Here is a 17317-nt window from a genome sequence, read left to right as displayed (position 1 = left end):
GAGGGGAATGATGAGCGGGGAGCCGAGTCTGGGCCTCGAAGTGCACCAGAACAAGTTCCTGGCCGAGGGGGACCGGGCGATGACCGCGATCGTGCGGGTCGTCTCGCGCGGTGGTGAAGCGGCCGTCGCCAGGGAGGCCGCCGAGGTGCTGATGATCGACTGCTCCAGCTCGATGCGCTTTCCCAGCACCAAGATCGGCGAGGCGAGGCGGGCGGCCGCGGCCGCCATCGACGTCCTCCCCGACGGCGTGCGCTTCGCGGTCATCCAGGGCACCGATCGCGCGAAGATGATCTACCCGGCCGAGGACGGCTTGGTGACCGCCTCCGCGCGGACCAGGGCGGAGGCGCACGCCGCCGTCGAGCACCTCGCGGCGGTCGGCGGCACCGCGATGGGCGCCTGGCTGGCCAAGGCGCGTGACCTCTTCGAACGCGTACCCGGCGCGGTCCGCCACGCCATCCTCCTCACCGACGGCCGTAACGATTCGCAGACCAGGTCCGAGCTGATGAACGTGCTCACCAGCTGCGAAGGCCGGTTCGTCTGCGACGCCAGGGGGATCGGCGACGGCTGGGAGCCGTCGGAACTCACCCAGATCGGCCGGGTCCTGCGCGGCAACGTCGATTCCGTCGTCGAGGACGACAAGCTCGCCGAGGATTTCCGTCAGCTCATCGAGAGGGCGATGACCAAGGTGCTGCCCGAGGTGCGGCTGCGGGTCGGCACCATGCCGTTCAGCAGGCTGCGGTCGGTCAAACAGGTCTTCCCCGACGAGTACGACCTCACCGACCGGTGCCGGGAGGTCGCCGTGCGCGAGGTGGAACTCTCGCTCGGCTCGTTCGCGAGCGAAGAGACGCGGGACTACCAGGTGATCCTGGATCTCGATCCGGACCTCGAACCCCGTCACGGGCAGGACCGCCAGCTGGCGTGGACGGAGCTCGTACCGGTCCCCGGTGCCACGACCGAGGGGGACGCGCTGGCCATCGAGGGGCGGTGGACCCGCGATCCGGTCCCGCCGACGCTGATCCACCCGATGATCTCGAAGTACGCGGCTCAGGCCGATCTCGCCGAGGCGCTGACCGCCGGAGGAGACGCCTACGCGGCCGGTGACCAGGCCGGGGCCGAACGGCACTGGGGCCGGGCGGCCGTCCTGGCAGCCAAAGCCGAGGACGAGGACACTCTCGGCCGTCTCACGGGTGTCGTCGAGATCCTCGACGCGGAGAAGGGTGTCGTGCGCCTGCGCGCGGACGCGACGCGCAGCCACGCCCTGCATGTCGTTATCCCTTCGAGGGTTTCGGAAATCGCGCCCGCGCAGGAAGATCGTCCGGTGTCCGAACCCGCCGAGGCGCCACCGGTCGTCTGCGCCGTCTGCTCCGGGCTGTCCCCGGCCGGGGCGAACTTCTGCGTCGGCTGCGGCAGGCCGTTCGACGAGGCGGTTTCGTGACGGCGACCCGGGTGCGGCTGGTGCGGCTCCGCACCGGCCTGCTGGCGCTCACCCTCGCGGTCCTCGTGGTCTCCTTGTGGGCGTTCAACAACGTCCAGGACACGGCGGAGAACGTCCGCGACCGGACCTCCCAGGCGGTCCTCGAAGTGACCGCCGCGCGGTCGGCGCTGGTGGCCGCCGACGCCGCCGCGATCGCCAGTTTCGCCTCCGGGCAGGCGAAACTGGCCGGGCCGGGCCAGGAATACTCGAATCAGCTGGCGCTGGCGAGCCAGAGTCTCGCGCGGGTCGCGGAGTTCAACCAGGCAGGCGAAGCGGGCGGCAACGCGCTGCAGGTGGTGGAAAGCCAGGTCGCGGCCTACTCGGGCTCGATCGGGCAGGCCGACGTGCATCTGCGGCAGCCGGACGCCGCGGTGCTCGGCGCGGTCGACCTCTGGCACGCCTCCCGGTTGCTGCACGCTCCCGGCGGTGTCCTCGACGAGCTGAAATCCTTACAGGGCAAGCAACGCGCGGCATTGGACGCGCAACTGTCGTCGACCGGCGTGAGCCTCGCGATGCTCCCGCTGTGGCTCCTGCCGGTACTGGCGCTGCTGGTCCTGCTGGTGCTCACCCAGCTGTACCTGAAGAAACGCTTCCGCCGCGTGGCGAACCTCCCGCTGCTCGGGGCGACCGCGCTGATCGCCGCCATCGGAGTGGCGCTGGTGTTCACCCTGGTCAGCCGCGACAGGCTCGACTCGGTCGGGGAGCGGCTCGACGACGTCGCCACCGCACGGGACGCGCAGATCCAGGCCGCCGACGACGAAGGCCAGCGACGGCTCGCCGATCTGGTGAGCGAGTACTGCGACCAAGAGCAAGGATGCGGCGTGACCGCCGACGAATTCCGGGCGAAGGCACGGCAGGCCACTACGGTGTCCACGGACAACACGCGGGTGGCCACCGCGGGCGTGAAGGCCGTGGCGGCCGACGCGGCGGGAGCGGCCGAATCCGGCGGACGGGAGTTCCTGATCCCGGTGGGCACGCTGCTCGCGGGCGGACTGGTCCTGCTCGGGCTCCACGCCCGCATCGACGAATACCGGTATCGCCCGTGAAACGGTTGCTGGCTTTGCTGATGGCGCTCTCGCTGGTCGCGGGCGGCTGCTCGGCGTCGCCCGACGGCGGGTCCGTCGTGGTGCTCGGGCCGTGGACCGGCGACGAGGCGAACGCGTTCGGGCAGGTGCTGGACGCTTTCACGGCGGACACCGGGATCAAGCACTTCTATCAGGGCACCCGCGCGGCAGACCAGGTGCTCGCCGCCGACGTCCAGCGCGGCACGCCGCCGGACGTCGCGGTCCTGTCCAGCGCCGGGGTGCTGGCGAAATATCAGAAGACGGGCGATTTGCTGCCCCTCGACGACGAGCTCGCCGCGAGAATGGCAGGCGCGTTCAGCCCGCAGTGGGTCAGCCTGCAGAAGATCGGCACCCAGCAGCTGTACACGGTCGCGGTGAAGGCCGAGCTCAAGAGCGCGATCTGGTACAACCCGGCCCGGTTGACCGGGATTCGCCCGACGACGTTCGACGGTCTACGCACGTTCTCCGCCGGGCTGACGGCCGCGGGCGCCACCCCGTGGTGTGTCGGGATGGGCGCGCCGCCCACCTCGGGCTGGCCGGGCACCGACTGGATCGAGGACATCCTGCTGCATTCGGCGGGCCCCGAGAAGTACTGGCAATGGGCGTCCGGCGGATTGCGGTGGACGTCACCGGAGATCAAACAGGCATGGCTGGACTGGGGTGCCCTGGTCGACCCCGCCGGGATCCGCGGCGGTACCGCGGCCGCGCTGCTGACCGACTTCGGCGACGCGGGCAAGCCGATGTTCACCGACCCGCCGGGCTGCGTGCTCGAACACCAGGCGTCCTTCATCATGAGCCGCTACCAGGCGGTGAAGCGCGCTGACGGGACTTCTCCGAAGCCCGGGGCCGATTTCGACTTCCTTCCCTTCCCCGGGCGCGAGGTCTCCGAGGTCGCCGCCGACCTCGCCGGCCTGTTCCAGGACAACCCGCGGGCGCGGAAGCTCATCCACTACCTGGCTTCGGAAAAGGCGCAGCGCATCTGGCCGTCGATCCCGAACGCGAGAGCGTTCTCCGCGAACCGGAAACTCGGTCTCGACGTCTACACCGACCAGGTGAGCCGGAAGGTCGTGGACACGCTCACCTCCGCGCCCGCCCTGTGCTTCGACGCCTCCGACCTGATGCCCGCGGCGATGACCGGCGCGTTCCACCGCGCCGTCCTGGAGTACCTGAGCAACCGGGACCGGCTGGACACCCTGCTCAAGCAGCTCGACGACGTCCAGAAGAGCATCCAGCCCGGCGAATGGCTGAAGATCCAATGTGGACAGTGAAGGAGTACCGGTGCACGATCTGACGCGGTTCCCGCTCGAAGACGGCGGTTCGGTGGTCGTCGAGATCGATCCCTCGCCCGGCACCGCCCGGGTCTCCCGGCGCGACGACCTGATCGAGGACGCCAAGGAATCGTTCGAGGCGGCGATGGCGAACGTGCGGGACGCTGCCGCGTCGGCGCTGGCCACCTTCCGGTCCATGACCAAGGGACCGGACGAGGTCGAGATCAAGTTCGGCGTCAAGCTGACCGCGCAGGCGGGCGCCGTGATCGCGAAGACCGGCCTGGAAGGCAACTTCGAGGTGAAGCTGAAATGGGTCCGGGAGCCGGAGGGCTCGTGAGTGGTAATGACGGTTAGAACCGTCATTACCACTCACGAGCGGGGTCAGCGTCCGAGACCCCGGATCAGCACCATCACCGACTCCCGCACGTCGGCCCTCGTCCGCTTCGGCTGGAACACCTGCCAGTCCAGGGCGACCACCAGCATCGTGCCGAACAACCCGGCCGCGGCCGTCGGGATCTGGACGCCGTCGGGCAGCCGCCCGGCGGCGTCCAGCCGGTGCAGTTGTTCCCGCACGATCGAGATGATCTCCTCGCGCAGCAACGTCAGCGTCTCGTGCCACGTGCCGGGCGTGCGCCACATCTCGCTGACCAGGATCTGGGAGAAACCGGGGTATTCGGCGATGAACTCCAGCGCGGCGTCCACTTGCGAGGAGATCACGTCCATCGGGTCGCCGTCGCCGGTGGCCGCGCGCAGCCGGTCCGCGAGCACGCCGACGCCGTAGCGCAACAGCGCGTCGACGAGACCGTCCTTGCTGCCGAAGTTGTAGTAGACGGTGCCCTTGGCGACCCTCGCCTCGGCCGCGATGTCGTCCACCGTCAGCCCGACGAGGCCGCGGCTGGCCGACAGCCTCAGCGTCGCCTCGAACAACTTCTGCTTCGTCGCCTCACCCCGGGTGGTCACAACGCCAGCTCGGGTTTCAGCGCCGACACCGTCCACGTACGGCGTTTCCGCGCGGCCAGCGTCGAGACCAGGATCGCGCCGACGAGGTAGCCCAGCAGGACACCGATGTCGCCGAGGATCTCCATGGACGCTCCGCTGTAGAGCAGGTGCCGGAACCCGTCGATCGCGTACCCCATCGGCAGCGCGATGTGCAGGGGGTACAGCGCGTCCGGGATGGTCTGCCACGGGAACGTGCCGCCCGCGCTGACCAGCTGCAGCACCAGGAGCACCAGGCCGAGGAACTTCCCGACGGCGCCGAAGAAGGCGTTGAGCGCGTGCACCACCGCGGTGAAGGTGAGCGACACCAGCACGGCGAACCCGATCGCGCCGAGCGGATGCGCGACCTTGATGCCGACCAGCCAGGTCACCGCGCCGAACAGCACGATCACCTGCGCGATCCCCAGCAGAGCCGAGGGGAGCCAGCCGCCGAGCGCGACCTTGAACGGCGACGCGCCGGCGGTCAGCGCGCGGGTCGAGAGCGGGCGGAGCAGCAGGAACAGCACGAAAGCGCCGATCCAGGTCGCCAGTGAGATGAAGAACGGGGCGAGGCCCGCGCCGTAGGTCCCCGCCGACGCGACACCGGAGGAGTTGACCGCGACCGGGTCGGCGATGGTGTTGGCGGTGGCCGCGCGGGTGGGGTCGTCGGGGTTCGGGATCTCCTTGAGCCCGGCGGCGAGCCCGTCACGCAGCTTCACCGCGCCGTCGGCGAGCTGATTCGTGCCGGTGACCGCGGATTGCTCGCCCTCGTTCAGTTTCGCCGCGCCGTCACGGAGCTGATTCGCCCCGTCCGAGGCCTGCGCGATCCCGCTGGTGAGCTGCGGGGTCGCCGAGGCCAGCTGGTGCGCGCCGTCGGACACCTGGCGCGCGCCGGAGGCGAGCTGGCTGACCTGGCTGTTCGCGGTCTGGATCTTCGTGTTCGCCTGGTCCACCGGCGAGCGGAGCGTGTCGAGGCGGCTCAGGATCTCCTGCACCTGGGTCTCCGGGAGACCGGCGTTCCGCAGGTCCTGGGCGAGCTGGGTGCGGTAGTTGTCGAGCTTGGCCTGGATGTCCCCGGACGCCGTCGCCGCGAGCGAGGCCGCGTCGGCGACCTTCTGGTTCCCGTCGGCGACCTGACCGGCGCCGTCGGCGAGCTTCTGCGTCTGGGCCGGCAGCTGGGCGGTTCCCGATTTCAGGGTGCTGAGCCCGGTCGCCAGCTGAGAGCTGCCGGAGGCGAGCTGGGAAGCGCCGTCGGCGAGTTGCTGCTGACCGGTTTTCAGCTTGCCCGCGCCGTCGGCGAGCTGCGAAGCCCCTGTCGAGGCTTCCTGGATCTTGCCGTAGATCGTCGAGAAACCGACCAGGAACTTGTCCGCGGCCTCGCTGCCGACCTTCTCGGCGATCGTCTTGCGGACCTGCTCGGCCACCTGTTTCGCGATGGTCCCCGACAGATAGTTGTTGGCGTCGTTGGTCGTCAGCGTGATCGTCGCCTGCTGGGGCTGGAAGTTGCCGGACGACAGCAACGCCGCGGAGAAGTCACGCGGGATCCCGATGGCGAACGAGTAGGTGGCGTCGCGGACGCCCTTGGCCGCCTCCTCGGGGGAGACGTCGTGCCACTGGAAGGTGCCGGACTTGACCAGTTCGTCGGTCACTTCGCGGCCGACGTTGCGCTCCGCGCCCGCCGAGTCCTTCGCGCCGGCGTCGGAGGTGTAGACGGCCGCCGGGAGCTTGTCCAGCCGCGAGTACGGGTCGTAGTTCGCGTAGAGGTAGAAGGACGCGTACAGCAGCGGCACCAGGACGAGCGCGACCATGGCGAGCTTCGGCAGGACGCCGCTGCTCAGCCGGCGCAGCTCGTTGGCGGCGATCCGGACGGGGTTCATTCCTGGTCTCCTGAGGTCTCTGGGGTTTCGTCCGGCACGGTCTCTTCCAGCGTTGTCTCCGCCGGGATCGCGGCCGGCGCGCAGCGCACGGGGTCCGGCTGGTCGAGGCCGCCGAGGAGGGCCGGTTTCGACGGCAGGGCCGAAACGGGTGTCGTCGCGGTCAGCACGACGACGGCGAGGCCGCGTCCGGCGTGCTCACGGGCGACCCGCGCCCAGCCTTCGACGTCGCTGGTGTGTCTGTCCGGGGTGTCCAGCACGAGGACGCCGACGCCCTCGCGGCTCGCGGCGAGCGCGGTCAGCAGGCGGGTGCGCGTCACCGGTTCGATGTTCTCGAAGCGGGTGGTGGCGAACGCGGCGGCGTCGTGCTCGGCCAGCCAGCTCGCGACGGCGGCCTTGCCTGCCGGGCGCTTGGCCAGTTCCAGTTCCTCCCCGACGACGACCTGCAGCGTGAGCGCGCCGTCCGGCTCGCTGACGCCGGGGGAGTCGACGACGGCCACGACCTTCCGCGCGTCGCCGCCCTCGACGGTCACGGTCCCCGTCGCGGGCTTCAGCCGCCCGGCCAGCGCCAGCCCGAAGGCCGTGACACCGACTCCGGGCTCGCCGTGCACGATCGCCAGCTCACCGCCCGAGACGGTGAGCGAGGTGGGCGACAGCAACGTGCCGTGGGGCCCGGTGACGGACACCCTGTCGGCTTGAACCCGCACGAAGAACTCCCAGGTCGATGACTCGCGGAACTTTTAAACTGACTGGTCAGTTCAAAAGTTAACGTTGACCTGGGAGGTGAGCAACCGCGCGGGGCCTACGTCACACCCACGGGTGACGAAACCGCCGCAAACCGGACGGAACACCGCCGCTTTTGGCTAGCGGAGTGCCGAAGCCGGATGGACCTCCCAGGACGTCCACAGTGGACGATAACCCTGCCGGTGCCAGAACACCGAGGAGAGCGGGTTGGTCGGGTTGTAGTAGAGATAGGTGCCGTCCGCGCCGTCGGCGTCGAACTCCTTGTGCACCACGGACATCAGGGCCCGCCCAAGGCCGCTCCCGCGCAGCCCGGGCACGGTGACGACGTTGTTGACATAACCCCAGCGGCCGTGGGGGAGCAGTTCGGCCTCGGCGGACCCCGGCGTCGAGGCGATCCAGGCGGCGTGCGCGAACGCGGCGATCTCGCCGTCCCGCTCCGCGAGCCACAGCAGTGGGACGTCCTTGTCGAGGGCGCGTTCCAGCCCCGGGGCGAGCAGGGCACCGGCGTTCGGGCGGTGCCGCGTGGCGACCTGCCCGATGTAGTCGTGCGTCGACACGGCCATCGCGAGCACGTCGTCGAAGTCGTCCGGCCGGGCCCGGCGGACGGCCACCTTGTCGTCGGCGGGTTCCTCGCGGTGGCGGCCGGTGCGCACGGCGAGCGCCGACATCGGCACCAGCCCGTGGTCGAGGAAGGCGCGGATCGCCTCGGCGTCGCGGCTCGGCCAATTGACCACACAGGACGAATCCTCGCCGGGTGATTCGGCGTCCATCCACGTCCGCCACGTACGCAGCAGGACGTCCATCCCCTCGGTGCCGGTGTCCCCGATGAAGGGGAACAGCTGGCGCACGTCGGCGGCCGACCACAGCAGCGGGACGTCGTCCGGGCCGTGCAACTGCCGCTGCACCACGCCGGTCACCTGGACCCCCGAAGCCGTGGCGGCGTCGACGCGCTCGCCGACGACCGGCGGCGGGGGAGCCTCGGGCAGCAGCCTGTCGATCGACGCGAACCGCGTGCGGTGCGCGTCGAACAACGCCTTCTCTAGTTCCATTCCATCCCCAGTGTCCGTAGCGCCGATCACCGCTACCGCAGTGCCGCGGCCGGGCTCACCGCCCACGTCGTCCATAGTGGACGATAACCCTGCCGGTGCCAGAACACCGGGGACAGCGGATTGGCGGGATTGTACGAGACGAAGGTACCGCGAGACGACGCCGAGAACAGTTCGTCGTGCGCGACCGCGGTCAGCGCGCGCCCGATCCCGCGGCCCCGTGCGGCCGCGGTGACCGCGAGCGTGCCGAGGTAACCCCATTCGCCGGGCGGCAGCCGTCCGGCGAGCGCGTCACCGGGGGCCGGTGAGCGCTTTCCGCCGGTCACCATCCCGACGGTGACCCCTTCTTCTTCGGCGATCCAGGCCCGGCCGCCGAACTGCAGGCCGCGGCGGACCTCTTCGGCGAGCAAGGCCTTGGCGCCGGGCCGGACGACGCCATGGCCGACGAACGAGGTGTAGCGGAGTTCCTCGAACCGGAGATCGACGATCTCCTCCAGATCGCCGCCGGTGGACTCCCGGACGGTCACCCCGGGAACCGTGTGCCCGTCGCCGGGGGACGGCGCGCGGACCGCCAGCGCCAGTTGCGGTGCGAGCCCGTGGTCGAGCAGGGCGCGTGCCACCACGACGTCGCGGCTGGGCCAGGTGACCGTGCACGACGAATCCGGTTCGGCGGCGGCGAGCGCGATCCGCGCGCGCCACACGGAGAGCAGCGCGTTCATCCCCGCGCCGGCGTCAGCGGGGAGGATCGCGGAGAGGATCTGCAGATGAGCCGGGCTCCAGAGCCGTTGCCACGAACCGACCGGGAACCGCAGATGCGCGATCGTCCCGACCGCGCCGCCCGCCTCGACGGGGTCGCCGGGCGGGAGCGGCGGCGGTGGCGGGAGCAGCGGATCGAGCGCGGCGAAGCGCGCGGCCTGCGGATCCGCCTGCCGCGTCATCCCCGCTGGGTGCAGAAGATCGCCGTGCCGGGGAAGAGCTTGCCGCGCAACGGGCTCCACTGCCCCCAGGTCCGCGAGTGGCCCTCCGGCCAGGCGGGCTCGATGAGGTCCGTGAGGGTGAAACCGGCGTCGGCGAGTGCGCGGACGTAGTCGCCGATGGTGCGGTGGTACTCGACGTAGGTCGCGACGCCCTCGTCGTCGACCTCGACGTACGGGGTGCGGTCGAAATACGGCTGGGTGACGGTGAGGCCCTGCGGTCCGGGATCGTCGGGGAAGATCCAGCGCATCGGATGGGTCACCGAGAACACCCACCGGGCCCCCGGCCGGAGTATCCGGTGCACTTCGGCGAACACGACGTCCACCGACGCCACGAACGGGATCGCGCCGAAGGCCGAGCACGCCGCGTCGAAGCTCGCGTCGGCGAAGGGGAGCGACTCCGCCGTCGCCTGCACGAGCGGGACGGCGGGGCCGGTCCGGACGTTGCCTTCCCGCGCGTGCCGGAGCATGCCCGCGGACAGATCGGTCGCCACCGCTTCGGCGCCCTGCGTGGCGAGCCAGCGCGAACAGGCCGCCTGCCCGCAGCCGACCTCGAGGATCCGCTTGCCGCCGACTTCACCCAGAAGTGCGACGTCGGCCTCGCGGACGCCCTCCGGGCACCAGACGAAGTCCGCGTCGCCGAGGAAGCCGCCGTGGGTCGCCTGGTAGTCGTCGGCGTCGGCGTCCCACCAGGCCAGGTTCGCGGCCGTCGCCTCCGGTGCCGAGACCGCCCGGTAGGCGACCCCCGCGGTGCCGAGCCGCTCCTCGGCGTGCGCGTGCCGTTCGGCCGCCGTTTCCCGCTCGGCGGCGGACTGCTGACTCAAACCGATATCCTTTCCCCAGGTCAGGGCTTCGCGGCCCAGATCGTCCGCCCGCTGTGATCGCGGGTGTGACCCTGATTGTGCCGTGTACAGGGGGCCGCGTAGGATATCTGTTAGCGCAGTGGGTTCGCGCTACTCTTTCCCCCGGTTCGCTCAGCGTCCGGGTCAGGGGGTCGCGTACCGGATGCGGTGATGCTCGCGGTCGTTCCCTGTGGACGTTTGCTCATGTGGTCACCTCATGCCGGAAGAGCCCATGGTGCCCTAACTGCAAACCCACTACTTCCCATCCACCGGAGCAACCCGCCTAATGACGACCGACACCGCCACCGCCCCGACCGCCCCCACTGGGCCCCAGCAAGTCGCTATCAACGACATCGGGTCGGAGGAAGACTTCCTCGCAGCGATCGACAAGACGATCAAGTACTTCAACGATGGCGACATCGTTGAAGGCACCATCGTCAAGGTCGACCGCGACGAGGTCCTGCTCGACATCGGCTACAAGACCGAGGGTGTCATCCCCTCGCGCGAGCTCTCCATCAAGCACGATGTCGACCCGGCTGAGGTTGTCACCGTCGGCGATGAGGTCGAAGCCCTCGTTCTCCAGAAGGAGGACAAGGAAGGCCGTCTGATCCTGTCCAAGAAGCGTGCGCAGTACGAGCGCGCCTGGGGCACGATCGAGGAGCTCAAGGAGAAGGACGAGCCCGTCAAGGGCACCGTCATCGAGGTCGTCAAGGGCGGCCTCATCCTGGACATCGGCCTGCGCGGCTTCCTGCCCGCGTCGCTGGTCGAGATGCGCCGCGTCCGCGACCTGCAGCCGTACGTCGGCCGCGAGCTCGAGGCGAAGATCATCGAGCTGGACAAGAACCGCAACAACGTGGTCCTGTCCCGCCGTGCCTACCTGGAGCAGACCCAGTCCGAGGTGCGCAGCGAGTTCCTCAACGCGCTCGCCAAGGGCCAGGTCCGCAAGGGCGTCGTGTCGTCCATCGTCAACTTCGGTGCCTTCGTGGACCTGGGTGGCGTCGACGGCCTGGTGCACGTCTCCGAGCTGTCCTGGAAGCACATCGACCACCCGTCCGAGGTCGTCGAGGTCGGCCAGGAGGTCACGGTCGAGGTTCTGGACGTCGACATGGACCGCGAGCGCGTCTCGCTGTCGCTGAAGGCGACCCAGGAAGACCCGTGGCGTCAGTTCGCCCGCACCCACGCGATCGGCCAGATCGTGCCGGGCAAGGTCACCAAGCTCGTCCCGTTCGGTGCGTTCGTGCGCGTCGAGGAGGGCATCGAGGGCCTGGTGCACATCTCCGAGCTGGCCGAGCGCCACGTGGAGATCCCGGAGCAGGTCGTCCAGGTCAACGGCGACGTGATGGTCAAGGTCATCGACATCGACCTCGAGCGTCGTCGCATCTCGCTGTCGCTGAAGCAGGCGAACGAGGGCGTCACGCCGGAGACCGAGTTCGACCCCACTCAGTACGGCATGGCCGCCGAGTACGACGCCGAGGGCAACTACATCTACCCCGAAGGCTTCGACCCGGACACCCAGGAGTGGCAGGAAGGCTTCGACAAGCAGCGTGAGGAGTGGGAGCGTCAGTACGCCGAGGCTCACACCCGCTACGAGGCTCACATGAAGCAGGTCCAGAAGGCCGCCGAGGCCGACGCCGAGGCCGCTGCGGACGCCGCGACCGGTGTCACCTCGAGCGACTCGGGCGAGCAGAGCTACACCTCCGCTCCGGCCGAGGCCAAGAGCGGTGGCACGCTCGCCAGCGACGAGCAGCTCGCGGCTCTCCGCGAGAAGCTGTCGGGCGGCGCGTGATCCAGGCGCTCAGCCAGTAGCTGACAGACAGCGGCCCCGGTCCACCACGGACCGGGGCCGCTTTCTTGCGCCCGTCCAGGACCTCCCCGCATTTCGTCCTCTAAATGCGGTACTTGCGCATGACAAGTACCGCATTTAGAGGACGAGACGCGGAGAGGGGGAGCGGGAGAGGGCGTCAGGAGGTGACGGGCCGGACGGCCGGGACCCAGATGCGTTCGAGTGCCGCGGCGCGGGCCTTGCGGCGGAGTCCGGCGAAGCTGTGCTTGGCGGGAACCAGGAGCGCGCTCAGCCACGTGCGCCGATATTCGGCGAGGGCCTCGGCCACGGGACGATGGAGGACACAGTGCACCAGCCCCGGCGAACCGAGCCGGTGCCTTCCGGCGTGCTTCCCGTCTGCCATCTTTCCTCCGTGTGGGCTACCTTCGCCGCGCACGGTACGCAATCGAGCCCCTGAAGCCGCGTAACCGACCGGCGTGTCACCCATAAAGGTTGAGTCACGCGTCACGATGATCTTGCCTTTTGCATCCTTCTGTGCCGGATGTGTACCTTCCCTGACCCTGTGCGATCGCCCGAGGTCGCGCACTAGGCTGATCGTCATGTTGCGTGTGGGCCTGACCGGCGGGATCGGCGCTGGAAAATCAACGGTGGCGAACCGGCTTTCCGAGCACGGTGCCGTCCTCATCGACTCCGACAAGATCGCCAGGGAGGTCGTCGAGCCGGGGACACCGGGCCTCGCCGAGCTCGTCGAGGCGTTCGGGGAGGACATCCTCGCGGCCGACGGTTCACTCGATCGTGCCGCGCTCGCCGCCAAGGCCTTCGCCGACGAGGAGTCCCGCAAGCGGCTGAACTCGATCGTCCACCCGAAGGTCGGCGCCCGGACGGCCGAGCTGATGGCGGGCGCCGCGCCGGACGCGATCATCGTGCACGACATCCCGCTGCTCGTCGAAGGCGGACTCGCGCCGATGTACCACCTCGTCGTCATGGTCGACGCTCCGGAGGAGGTCCGCGTCCGCCGTCTCGTCGAGTCCCGGGGGATGGCCGAGACCGACGCGCGCGCCAGGATCAAGGCGCAGGCCACCACCGACCAGCGCCGGGCCGTGGCCGACGTCTGGCTCGACAACAGCGGAGCGGCCGACATCGTGCTCGCCGACGTCGACGCGTTGTGGGCCGACAGGCTGACCCCGTTCGAGGCCAACGTGCGCCTCCGCAAGCCGCGCCCGCCGATGGCGCCGAAGGTCGCGCCGTACGACGAGACCTGGCCGGCGCAGGCCGAGCGGGCGCTCGCGCGGATCCGCGTGGCGGCCGCGGACAGGGCCGTGCGGGCCGACCACATCGGTTCGACCTCCGTGCCCGGCCTGCCGGCCAAGGACATCCTCGACCTCCAGCTCACCGTGTCCACTTTGGACGACGCTGACGCGCTGGCGGACGCCCTCTCCGACGCCGGCTTCCCGCGCGCGGAAGGCGACTGGTTCGACGACGCGCACGGCGAAGAGGGCACCTGGGCGAAACGGTTCCACTTCGGCGGCGACCCCCGCCGCCCGGTCAACCTGCACGTCCGGTCGCAGGAGACGCCTGCCTGGCGGCTCGCGCTGCTGTTCCCGGAGTGGCTGCGCCAGAACCCGGACGAGCGGGACGCCTACGCGGCGGTCAAACACGCAATGGCCGCGAAGCACGCCGGCGACGGAAGTTTCGAGCGGTACACCGACGACAAGCAGGACTGGATCGACGGGGCCTTCGTCCGGGCCGCCGCGTGGGCCGAGTCGACGGGCTGGACGCCGTAGGGCTCAGCTCCCGAGGAGCCCCCGTTCGAAAGCGGTCGCGACGGCGGCCGCCCGGTCCTTCACCCCGAGCTTCGCGTAGGCGTGCACGAGGTGCGTCTTCACGGTGGCCTCGCTGATGAACAGCTGTTTCGCGGCCTCCTTGTTGGTCGAACCCCGCGAGATCAGCGTGAGGACCTCGATCTCCCGGCGGCTCAACGGTTCCGGCGCGGGCGCGCGCATCCTGCCCATGATCAGGTCGGCGACGGCGGGGGAGAGCACGGCTTCCCCGCGCGCCGTGGCGCGCACGGCACGGAAGAGTTCCTCGCGCGGAGCGTCCTTGAGCAGGTAGCCGGTCGCGCCGGCCTCGATCGCAGGGACGACGTCGGTGTCGGTGTCGTAGGTCGTCAGCACGAGGATCCGCGCGGGGTTGCCGCGTTTCGCCAGTTCCGCGATCGCGGCCACCCCGCCGGAGCCCGGCATCCGCAGGTCCATCAGCACGACGTCGGGGCGGAGTTTCTCCGTCAGCGCGACGGCTTCGTCGCCGGACGCCGCTTCGCCGAGGACTTCGAATCCCTGGTCCGCGGTGAAGATCCCGCGCAGCCCGTCACGGACGATCGGGTGATCGTCGGTGATCAGCAAGGTGATCGTCATGGACGGGCCTCCAGTGCGATGGCGGGAAGGTTGGCCGAAACGGCCGTCCCGCCGCCCGGCTCGGATTCGAGGTGCAAAGTGCCGGCCAGCCGGGCGACCCGGGCGCGCATCCCAGGGACGCCGAACCCGCCCTCACCGGAAGAGACGACCACGCCGGGATCGAATCCCCGGCCGTCGTCCCGGACGTCGATGGTCACCTGATCGGCCATGTACGACAACGTGAGCCCCACGATCGTGGCGGCGGCGTGCTTCTCGACGTTGGCCAGTGCCTCCTGCGTGATCCGCAGCAGGGTCGCCTCGATCTCGGGGTGCAGTGCCCGCGCGGTCCCGGTGGTGGTGAAGCGGACCTCGACGCCGGTCCGCTCGCCCCACAGCCGGGAGACCTCGTCGAGCGCGTCCGGCAGGGTCGCGCCCGCCAGCGGCTGGGGGCCGAGCGCGCGCACCGAACGCCGTGCGGCCGTCAGGTTCTCGCGCGCCAGCGCCATCGCGGTGCCGACGTGCCGCTGCCATTCCGCGGGATCGCCGTTCGCCTCCGCGGCCGCCTCCAGCTGGGTGATGATCCCGGTGAAGCCCTGGGCGAGCGTGTCGTGGATTTCCTGGCTCAGCCGCTGGCGCTCGTCGAGGACACCGGCTTCCCTGGCCTGGTCCAGCAATTGCCGCTGCAGCCCGGCGTTCTCCTCCTGCGCGGCGGCGAGTTCGTCGAGTACGCGTTTGCGTTCCGCGTGCTGACGCGCCATCGCCGCCGAGACGAGCCCGCCGCCCCCGATGGCGGCTGTCTGCACCAGCGTGACCACGAGCCACAACGCGGGCTGCTCGGCGAACGCCTGGATCGGCCCGCCGTTGGGCAGCGTGTTGATCAGCGCGGAAACCACGAAGACCCCGGCCAGCGCGAGCGGGGCGGGCCGCAGCCGCATCGCGTCGAAGAACCCGGCGATCATGAAGATGAGGAACACCGTGTCGTGCGCTTCGAGCACCGCGGCGATCGCGACGAGCCCGGTGAAGGACACCGCGACGACCACCGGATGTCCGGCCCACCGGGCCGGGACGAGGGTGAAGGACACCAGCAGCCAGGCCGCGGCGATCCCCGCCAGTTTCAAGGTGACGGCGGGATCGTTGCCGGAGAGCAGCAAGCTCAGTGCCGTGCTCAGCGCCAGCAGCGCGTACGGCAGGGAACGTTCGATCCGGCCACCCCACGGCCGCCGCGGCGCCCGCCCGTCCCCTGGGGACGGCCACAGCGAGTCCTGCCACCGGATCCAGCTGGTCATACCCGGAATTCCCGCAGCCCCGGCCACGCGGTGGCCCAGGATTCGGTGTGCCCGGTGACCAGCCAGATCGGCATCCCGCGACTCACGTTGCGGACGCCGAGCGCGTTGTCGACGCGGGAAACGATCCGGGCGTCGGTGAACGAACGCAGCAGCCGCGCCGGATCGGGCCCGACGAACAGCACGGTGTCCGCGGTCTCCGGCGGACGGCCGAAGTACCAGAAACCCCGGCTGGGACTGTAAACGGCGGGCAGACCCAGCTCGGGGCCGTACCGGTCCAGCGCCCCGGCCTGCCAGTACCCGGCCGTCAGCAGGGTGGTGCGTGCTCGCTGCTCCGGCGGGAGCCGGTGATAGGCGTCCGCGACCGACCGGGCGAGGTCCGGCCAGCCGATCTCCTCCAGCGCGTACGCCGGACGCGGTACGTCGCGGCCTTCCGCGAGCCAGGCCGACGGCCACACCGGCAGCGCGTAGGGGAGGGTGTACAGCGCGGACAACAGGAACACCGGCCAGGTCGGGATCCAGCGGAACCACGAGGACGGCTTCAGCTGTCCGAAGTGGACGGCCGCGCCCGCCCAGAGGACGCCGAACATGCCCGCCGCGTAGTAGTAGCGGCCTCCGGACAGGATGAACAACCCGATCACGCCGACGGCGGTCCAACCGAGGAACCGGTACTCGCGCAACCGTGGGGAGAACAGCAAAACCCAAAGTCCATAAAGGACGCCGACGACACCGATGCCGAGCCCGGCGCCGGTCAGCAGGGCGGGCAGGAACCCCGCCCGCCCGCTCCAGCCGCCGGTGGCCTCGTGCGCGATGACGTCGCCCATCTCCAGCTGCGGCCAGCCGTTCGCGGCCTGCCACCACACGGTGGGCACCAGCGACAGCGCGGCGATACCCGCGCCGATCCACAGTTTGGGCCTGCGCAAGAGATCCCGGGGCCCGAAGACGAGGATCGCGACCCCGGCGGCGACCCAGAACGTCGCGATGAGGAGCTTGACGTTCAGCGCGACGGCGGTGGCGACGCCCAGCCACAGCAACAGGTTGTCGTCGCGGGTCCGCATCCATCGCACGAGCAGCCATACGACGAGCGCCCACAACGCCGGGTCGATCGTCGACGTGGCCAGGTAGTGCCCGCTGCCGAGGAACTGTCCGCAGATCGCGTACGCGGCCGCGGCTCGGGTCTGCGCCCGGCGGTCGCCGCCCATCTCGTGGGCGATGAGCCCGGTGAACACGACACCGGCGGCCGTCGCGAGGACGGCGGGGAGGCGGAACACGAAGACGTTGCCCGGCGCGAGGGAGTCCATCGCCCACGCCAAAAGCGGCAGCACCGGCGGCTGGTCGGCGTAGCCCCAGGCCAGGCGCTTGCCGGCGGAGAGGAAGTACAGCTCGTCACCGAAGTAGCCGTACCGCCACGCCGTCGCCATCAGGACCGCCGCGGCCGCCGCGGCGAGCAGTGCCACCGGAAGGCGGGCGAACGCCGCCCCGGGCACGGTCGGTGTTTCGGCCGCGCTGGCGGCTTTCATCCAGTCCTCGCAGATCCCTCGGGTGCCGGTCCCCTCGCACCCTACGTCCCACCGGCGTGGCGCGTCGGTCGTGAGCG

Annotated in this window: 16 protein-coding genes; 6 read left to right on the top strand and 10 right to left on the bottom strand. The window is 70.3% G+C overall.

The genetic code is table 11. The features are described from left to right. The first annotated feature begins 10 nt into the window (after positions 1–10). Genes L324_RS24850 through L324_RS24835 form a run of 4 tightly spaced genes read left to right on the top strand, consistent with a single transcriptional unit; the run spans position 11 to position 4143 of the window. Entirely contained in the window at positions 11–1435 is a 1425-nt protein-coding gene (locus L324_RS24850) for a vWA domain-containing protein (protein WP_037313312.1), read from the top strand. Continuing rightward, entirely contained in the window at positions 1432–2520 is a 1089-nt protein-coding gene (locus L324_RS24845; RefSeq protein ID WP_037313310.1) for a GlnX family signal transduction membrane protein, read from the top strand. The genes L324_RS24850 and L324_RS24845 overlap by 4 nt, the downstream gene beginning before the upstream one ends. Beyond that, the gene (locus tag L324_RS24840) at positions 2517–3806 is read left to right on the top strand and encodes an ABC transporter substrate-binding protein (RefSeq protein WP_152546987.1); all 1290 of its coding nucleotides are present in this window, start codon (positions 2517–2519) and stop codon (positions 3804–3806) included. The genes L324_RS24845 and L324_RS24840 overlap by 4 nt, the downstream gene beginning before the upstream one ends. Positions 3807–3816: 10 nt before the next feature. Next, entirely contained in the window at positions 3817–4143 is a 327-nt protein-coding gene (locus tag L324_RS24835) for a CU044_2847 family protein (protein ID WP_037313307.1), read from the top strand. Between the two features lie 44 nt (positions 4144–4187). Here L324_RS24835 and L324_RS24830 read toward each other — a convergent pair whose 3' ends face one another. From L324_RS24830 to L324_RS24805, 6 genes are all read right to left on the bottom strand, one after another. Further along, complete coding sequence (locus tag L324_RS24830; RefSeq protein WP_037313303.1) at positions 4188–4766, bottom strand: TetR/AcrR family transcriptional regulator; 579 nt, start codon at positions 4764–4766, stop codon at positions 4188–4190. Continuing rightward, on the bottom strand, positions 4763–6658 hold the full coding sequence (locus tag L324_RS24825) for a YhgE/Pip domain-containing protein (RefSeq protein WP_037313300.1): 1896 nt from the start codon (positions 6656–6658) through the stop codon (positions 4763–4765). Before L324_RS24825 ends, L324_RS24830 begins: the two co-directional genes overlap by 4 nt. Beyond that, positions 6655–7362: an ABC transporter ATP-binding protein gene (locus L324_RS24820; RefSeq protein WP_037313297.1), complete on the bottom strand. Its 708-nt coding sequence runs from the start codon at positions 7360–7362 to the stop codon at positions 6655–6657. The genes L324_RS24825 and L324_RS24820 overlap by 4 nt, the downstream gene beginning before the upstream one ends. A gap of 156 nt (positions 7363–7518) precedes the next feature. Further along, positions 7519–8448: a GNAT family N-acetyltransferase gene (locus L324_RS24815; protein WP_037313294.1), complete on the bottom strand. Its 930-nt coding sequence runs from the start codon at positions 8446–8448 to the stop codon at positions 7519–7521. A 32-nt stretch (positions 8449–8480) separates the two neighbouring features. Then, positions 8481–9383, bottom strand: a complete 903-nt coding sequence (locus tag L324_RS24810) for a GNAT family N-acetyltransferase (protein WP_037313291.1) — start codon at positions 9381–9383, stop codon at positions 8481–8483. After that, positions 9380–10243, bottom strand: coding sequence for a class I SAM-dependent methyltransferase (locus L324_RS24805; RefSeq protein ID WP_037313288.1), 864 nt, complete (start codon positions 10241–10243; stop codon positions 9380–9382). Before L324_RS24805 ends, L324_RS24810 begins: the two co-directional genes overlap by 4 nt. A gap of 304 nt (positions 10244–10547) precedes the next feature. On the opposite strand from L324_RS24805, the gene rpsA reads away from it, so the two are divergent. Continuing rightward, positions 10548–12047, top strand: coding sequence for a 30S ribosomal protein S1 (gene rpsA / locus L324_RS24800; RefSeq protein WP_037313285.1), 1500 nt, complete (start codon positions 10548–10550; stop codon positions 12045–12047). A gap of 175 nt (positions 12048–12222) precedes the next feature. Here rpsA and L324_RS24795 read toward each other — a convergent pair whose 3' ends face one another. After that, on the bottom strand, positions 12223–12447 hold the full coding sequence (locus tag L324_RS24795; RefSeq protein ID WP_037313282.1) for a hypothetical protein: 225 nt from the start codon (positions 12445–12447) through the stop codon (positions 12223–12225). 196 nt (positions 12448–12643) lie between these two features. Between L324_RS24795 and coaE the strand changes: the two genes are divergently transcribed. Further along, entirely contained in the window at positions 12644–13828 is a 1185-nt protein-coding gene (gene coaE, locus L324_RS24790) for a dephospho-CoA kinase (protein ID WP_037313279.1), read from the top strand. A 3-nt stretch (positions 13829–13831) separates the two neighbouring features. Here coaE and L324_RS24785 read toward each other — a convergent pair whose 3' ends face one another. Genes L324_RS24785 through L324_RS24775 form a run of 3 tightly spaced genes read right to left on the bottom strand, consistent with a single transcriptional unit; the run spans position 13832 to position 17240 of the window. Continuing rightward, positions 13832–14458 carry a response regulator gene (locus tag L324_RS24785; protein ID WP_037313277.1) on the bottom strand — a complete coding sequence of 209 codons (627 nt, stop codon included), beginning with the start codon at positions 14456–14458 and terminating at the stop codon, positions 13832–13834. Beyond that, on the bottom strand, positions 14455–15723 hold the full coding sequence (locus tag L324_RS24780) for a sensor histidine kinase (protein WP_037313275.1): 1269 nt from the start codon (positions 15721–15723) through the stop codon (positions 14455–14457). Before L324_RS24780 ends, L324_RS24785 begins: the two co-directional genes overlap by 4 nt. Next, positions 15720–17240 carry an ArnT family glycosyltransferase gene (locus L324_RS24775; RefSeq protein WP_037313671.1) on the bottom strand — a complete coding sequence of 507 codons (1521 nt, stop codon included), beginning with the start codon at positions 17238–17240 and terminating at the stop codon, positions 15720–15722. The genes L324_RS24780 and L324_RS24775 overlap by 4 nt, the downstream gene beginning before the upstream one ends. Positions 17241–17317: the final 77 nt, after the last annotated feature.

It is taken from the genome of Amycolatopsis orientalis DSM 40040 = KCTC 9412, from assembly GCF_000478275.1.
GTDB classification, from domain to species: Bacteria; Actinomycetota; Actinomycetes; order Mycobacteriales; family Pseudonocardiaceae; genus Amycolatopsis; species Amycolatopsis orientalis.
The sequence above is the reverse complement of the archived record's forward strand: the minus strand, read 5'-3'. Positions and strand labels throughout refer to the sequence as shown.

Excerpts from the sequence above, each read along its gene's own strand:
- L324_RS24810 (WP_037313291.1), bottom strand. The coding sequence starts at position 9,383 with ATGACGCGGCAGGCGGATCCGCAGGCCGCGCGCTTCGCCGCGCTCGAT.
- L324_RS24825 (WP_037313300.1), bottom strand. The coding sequence starts at position 6,658 with ATGAACCCCGTCCGGATCGCCGCCAACGAGCTGCGCCGGCTGAGCAGC.
- L324_RS24775 (WP_037313671.1), bottom strand. The coding sequence starts at position 17,240 with ATGAAAGCCGCCAGCGCGGCCGAAACACCGACCGTGCCCGGGGCGGCG.
- L324_RS24795 (WP_037313282.1), bottom strand. The coding sequence starts at position 12,447 with ATGGCAGACGGGAAGCACGCCGGAAGGCACCGGCTCGGTTCGCCGGGG.
- rpsA (WP_037313285.1), top strand. The coding sequence starts at position 10,548 with ATGACGACCGACACCGCCACCGCCCCGACCGCCCCCACTGGGCCCCAG.
- coaE (WP_037313279.1), top strand. The coding sequence starts at position 12,644 with ATGTTGCGTGTGGGCCTGACCGGCGGGATCGGCGCTGGAAAATCAACG.
- L324_RS24850 (WP_037313312.1), top strand. The coding sequence starts at position 11 with ATGAGCGGGGAGCCGAGTCTGGGCCTCGAAGTGCACCAGAACAAGTTC.
- L324_RS24815 (WP_037313294.1), bottom strand. The coding sequence starts at position 8,448 with ATGGAACTAGAGAAGGCGTTGTTCGACGCGCACCGCACGCGGTTCGCG.
- L324_RS24780 (WP_037313275.1), bottom strand. The coding sequence starts at position 15,723 with ATGACCAGCTGGATCCGGTGGCAGGACTCGCTGTGGCCGTCCCCAGGG.
- L324_RS24785 (WP_037313277.1), bottom strand. The coding sequence starts at position 14,458 with ATGACGATCACCTTGCTGATCACCGACGATCACCCGATCGTCCGTGAC.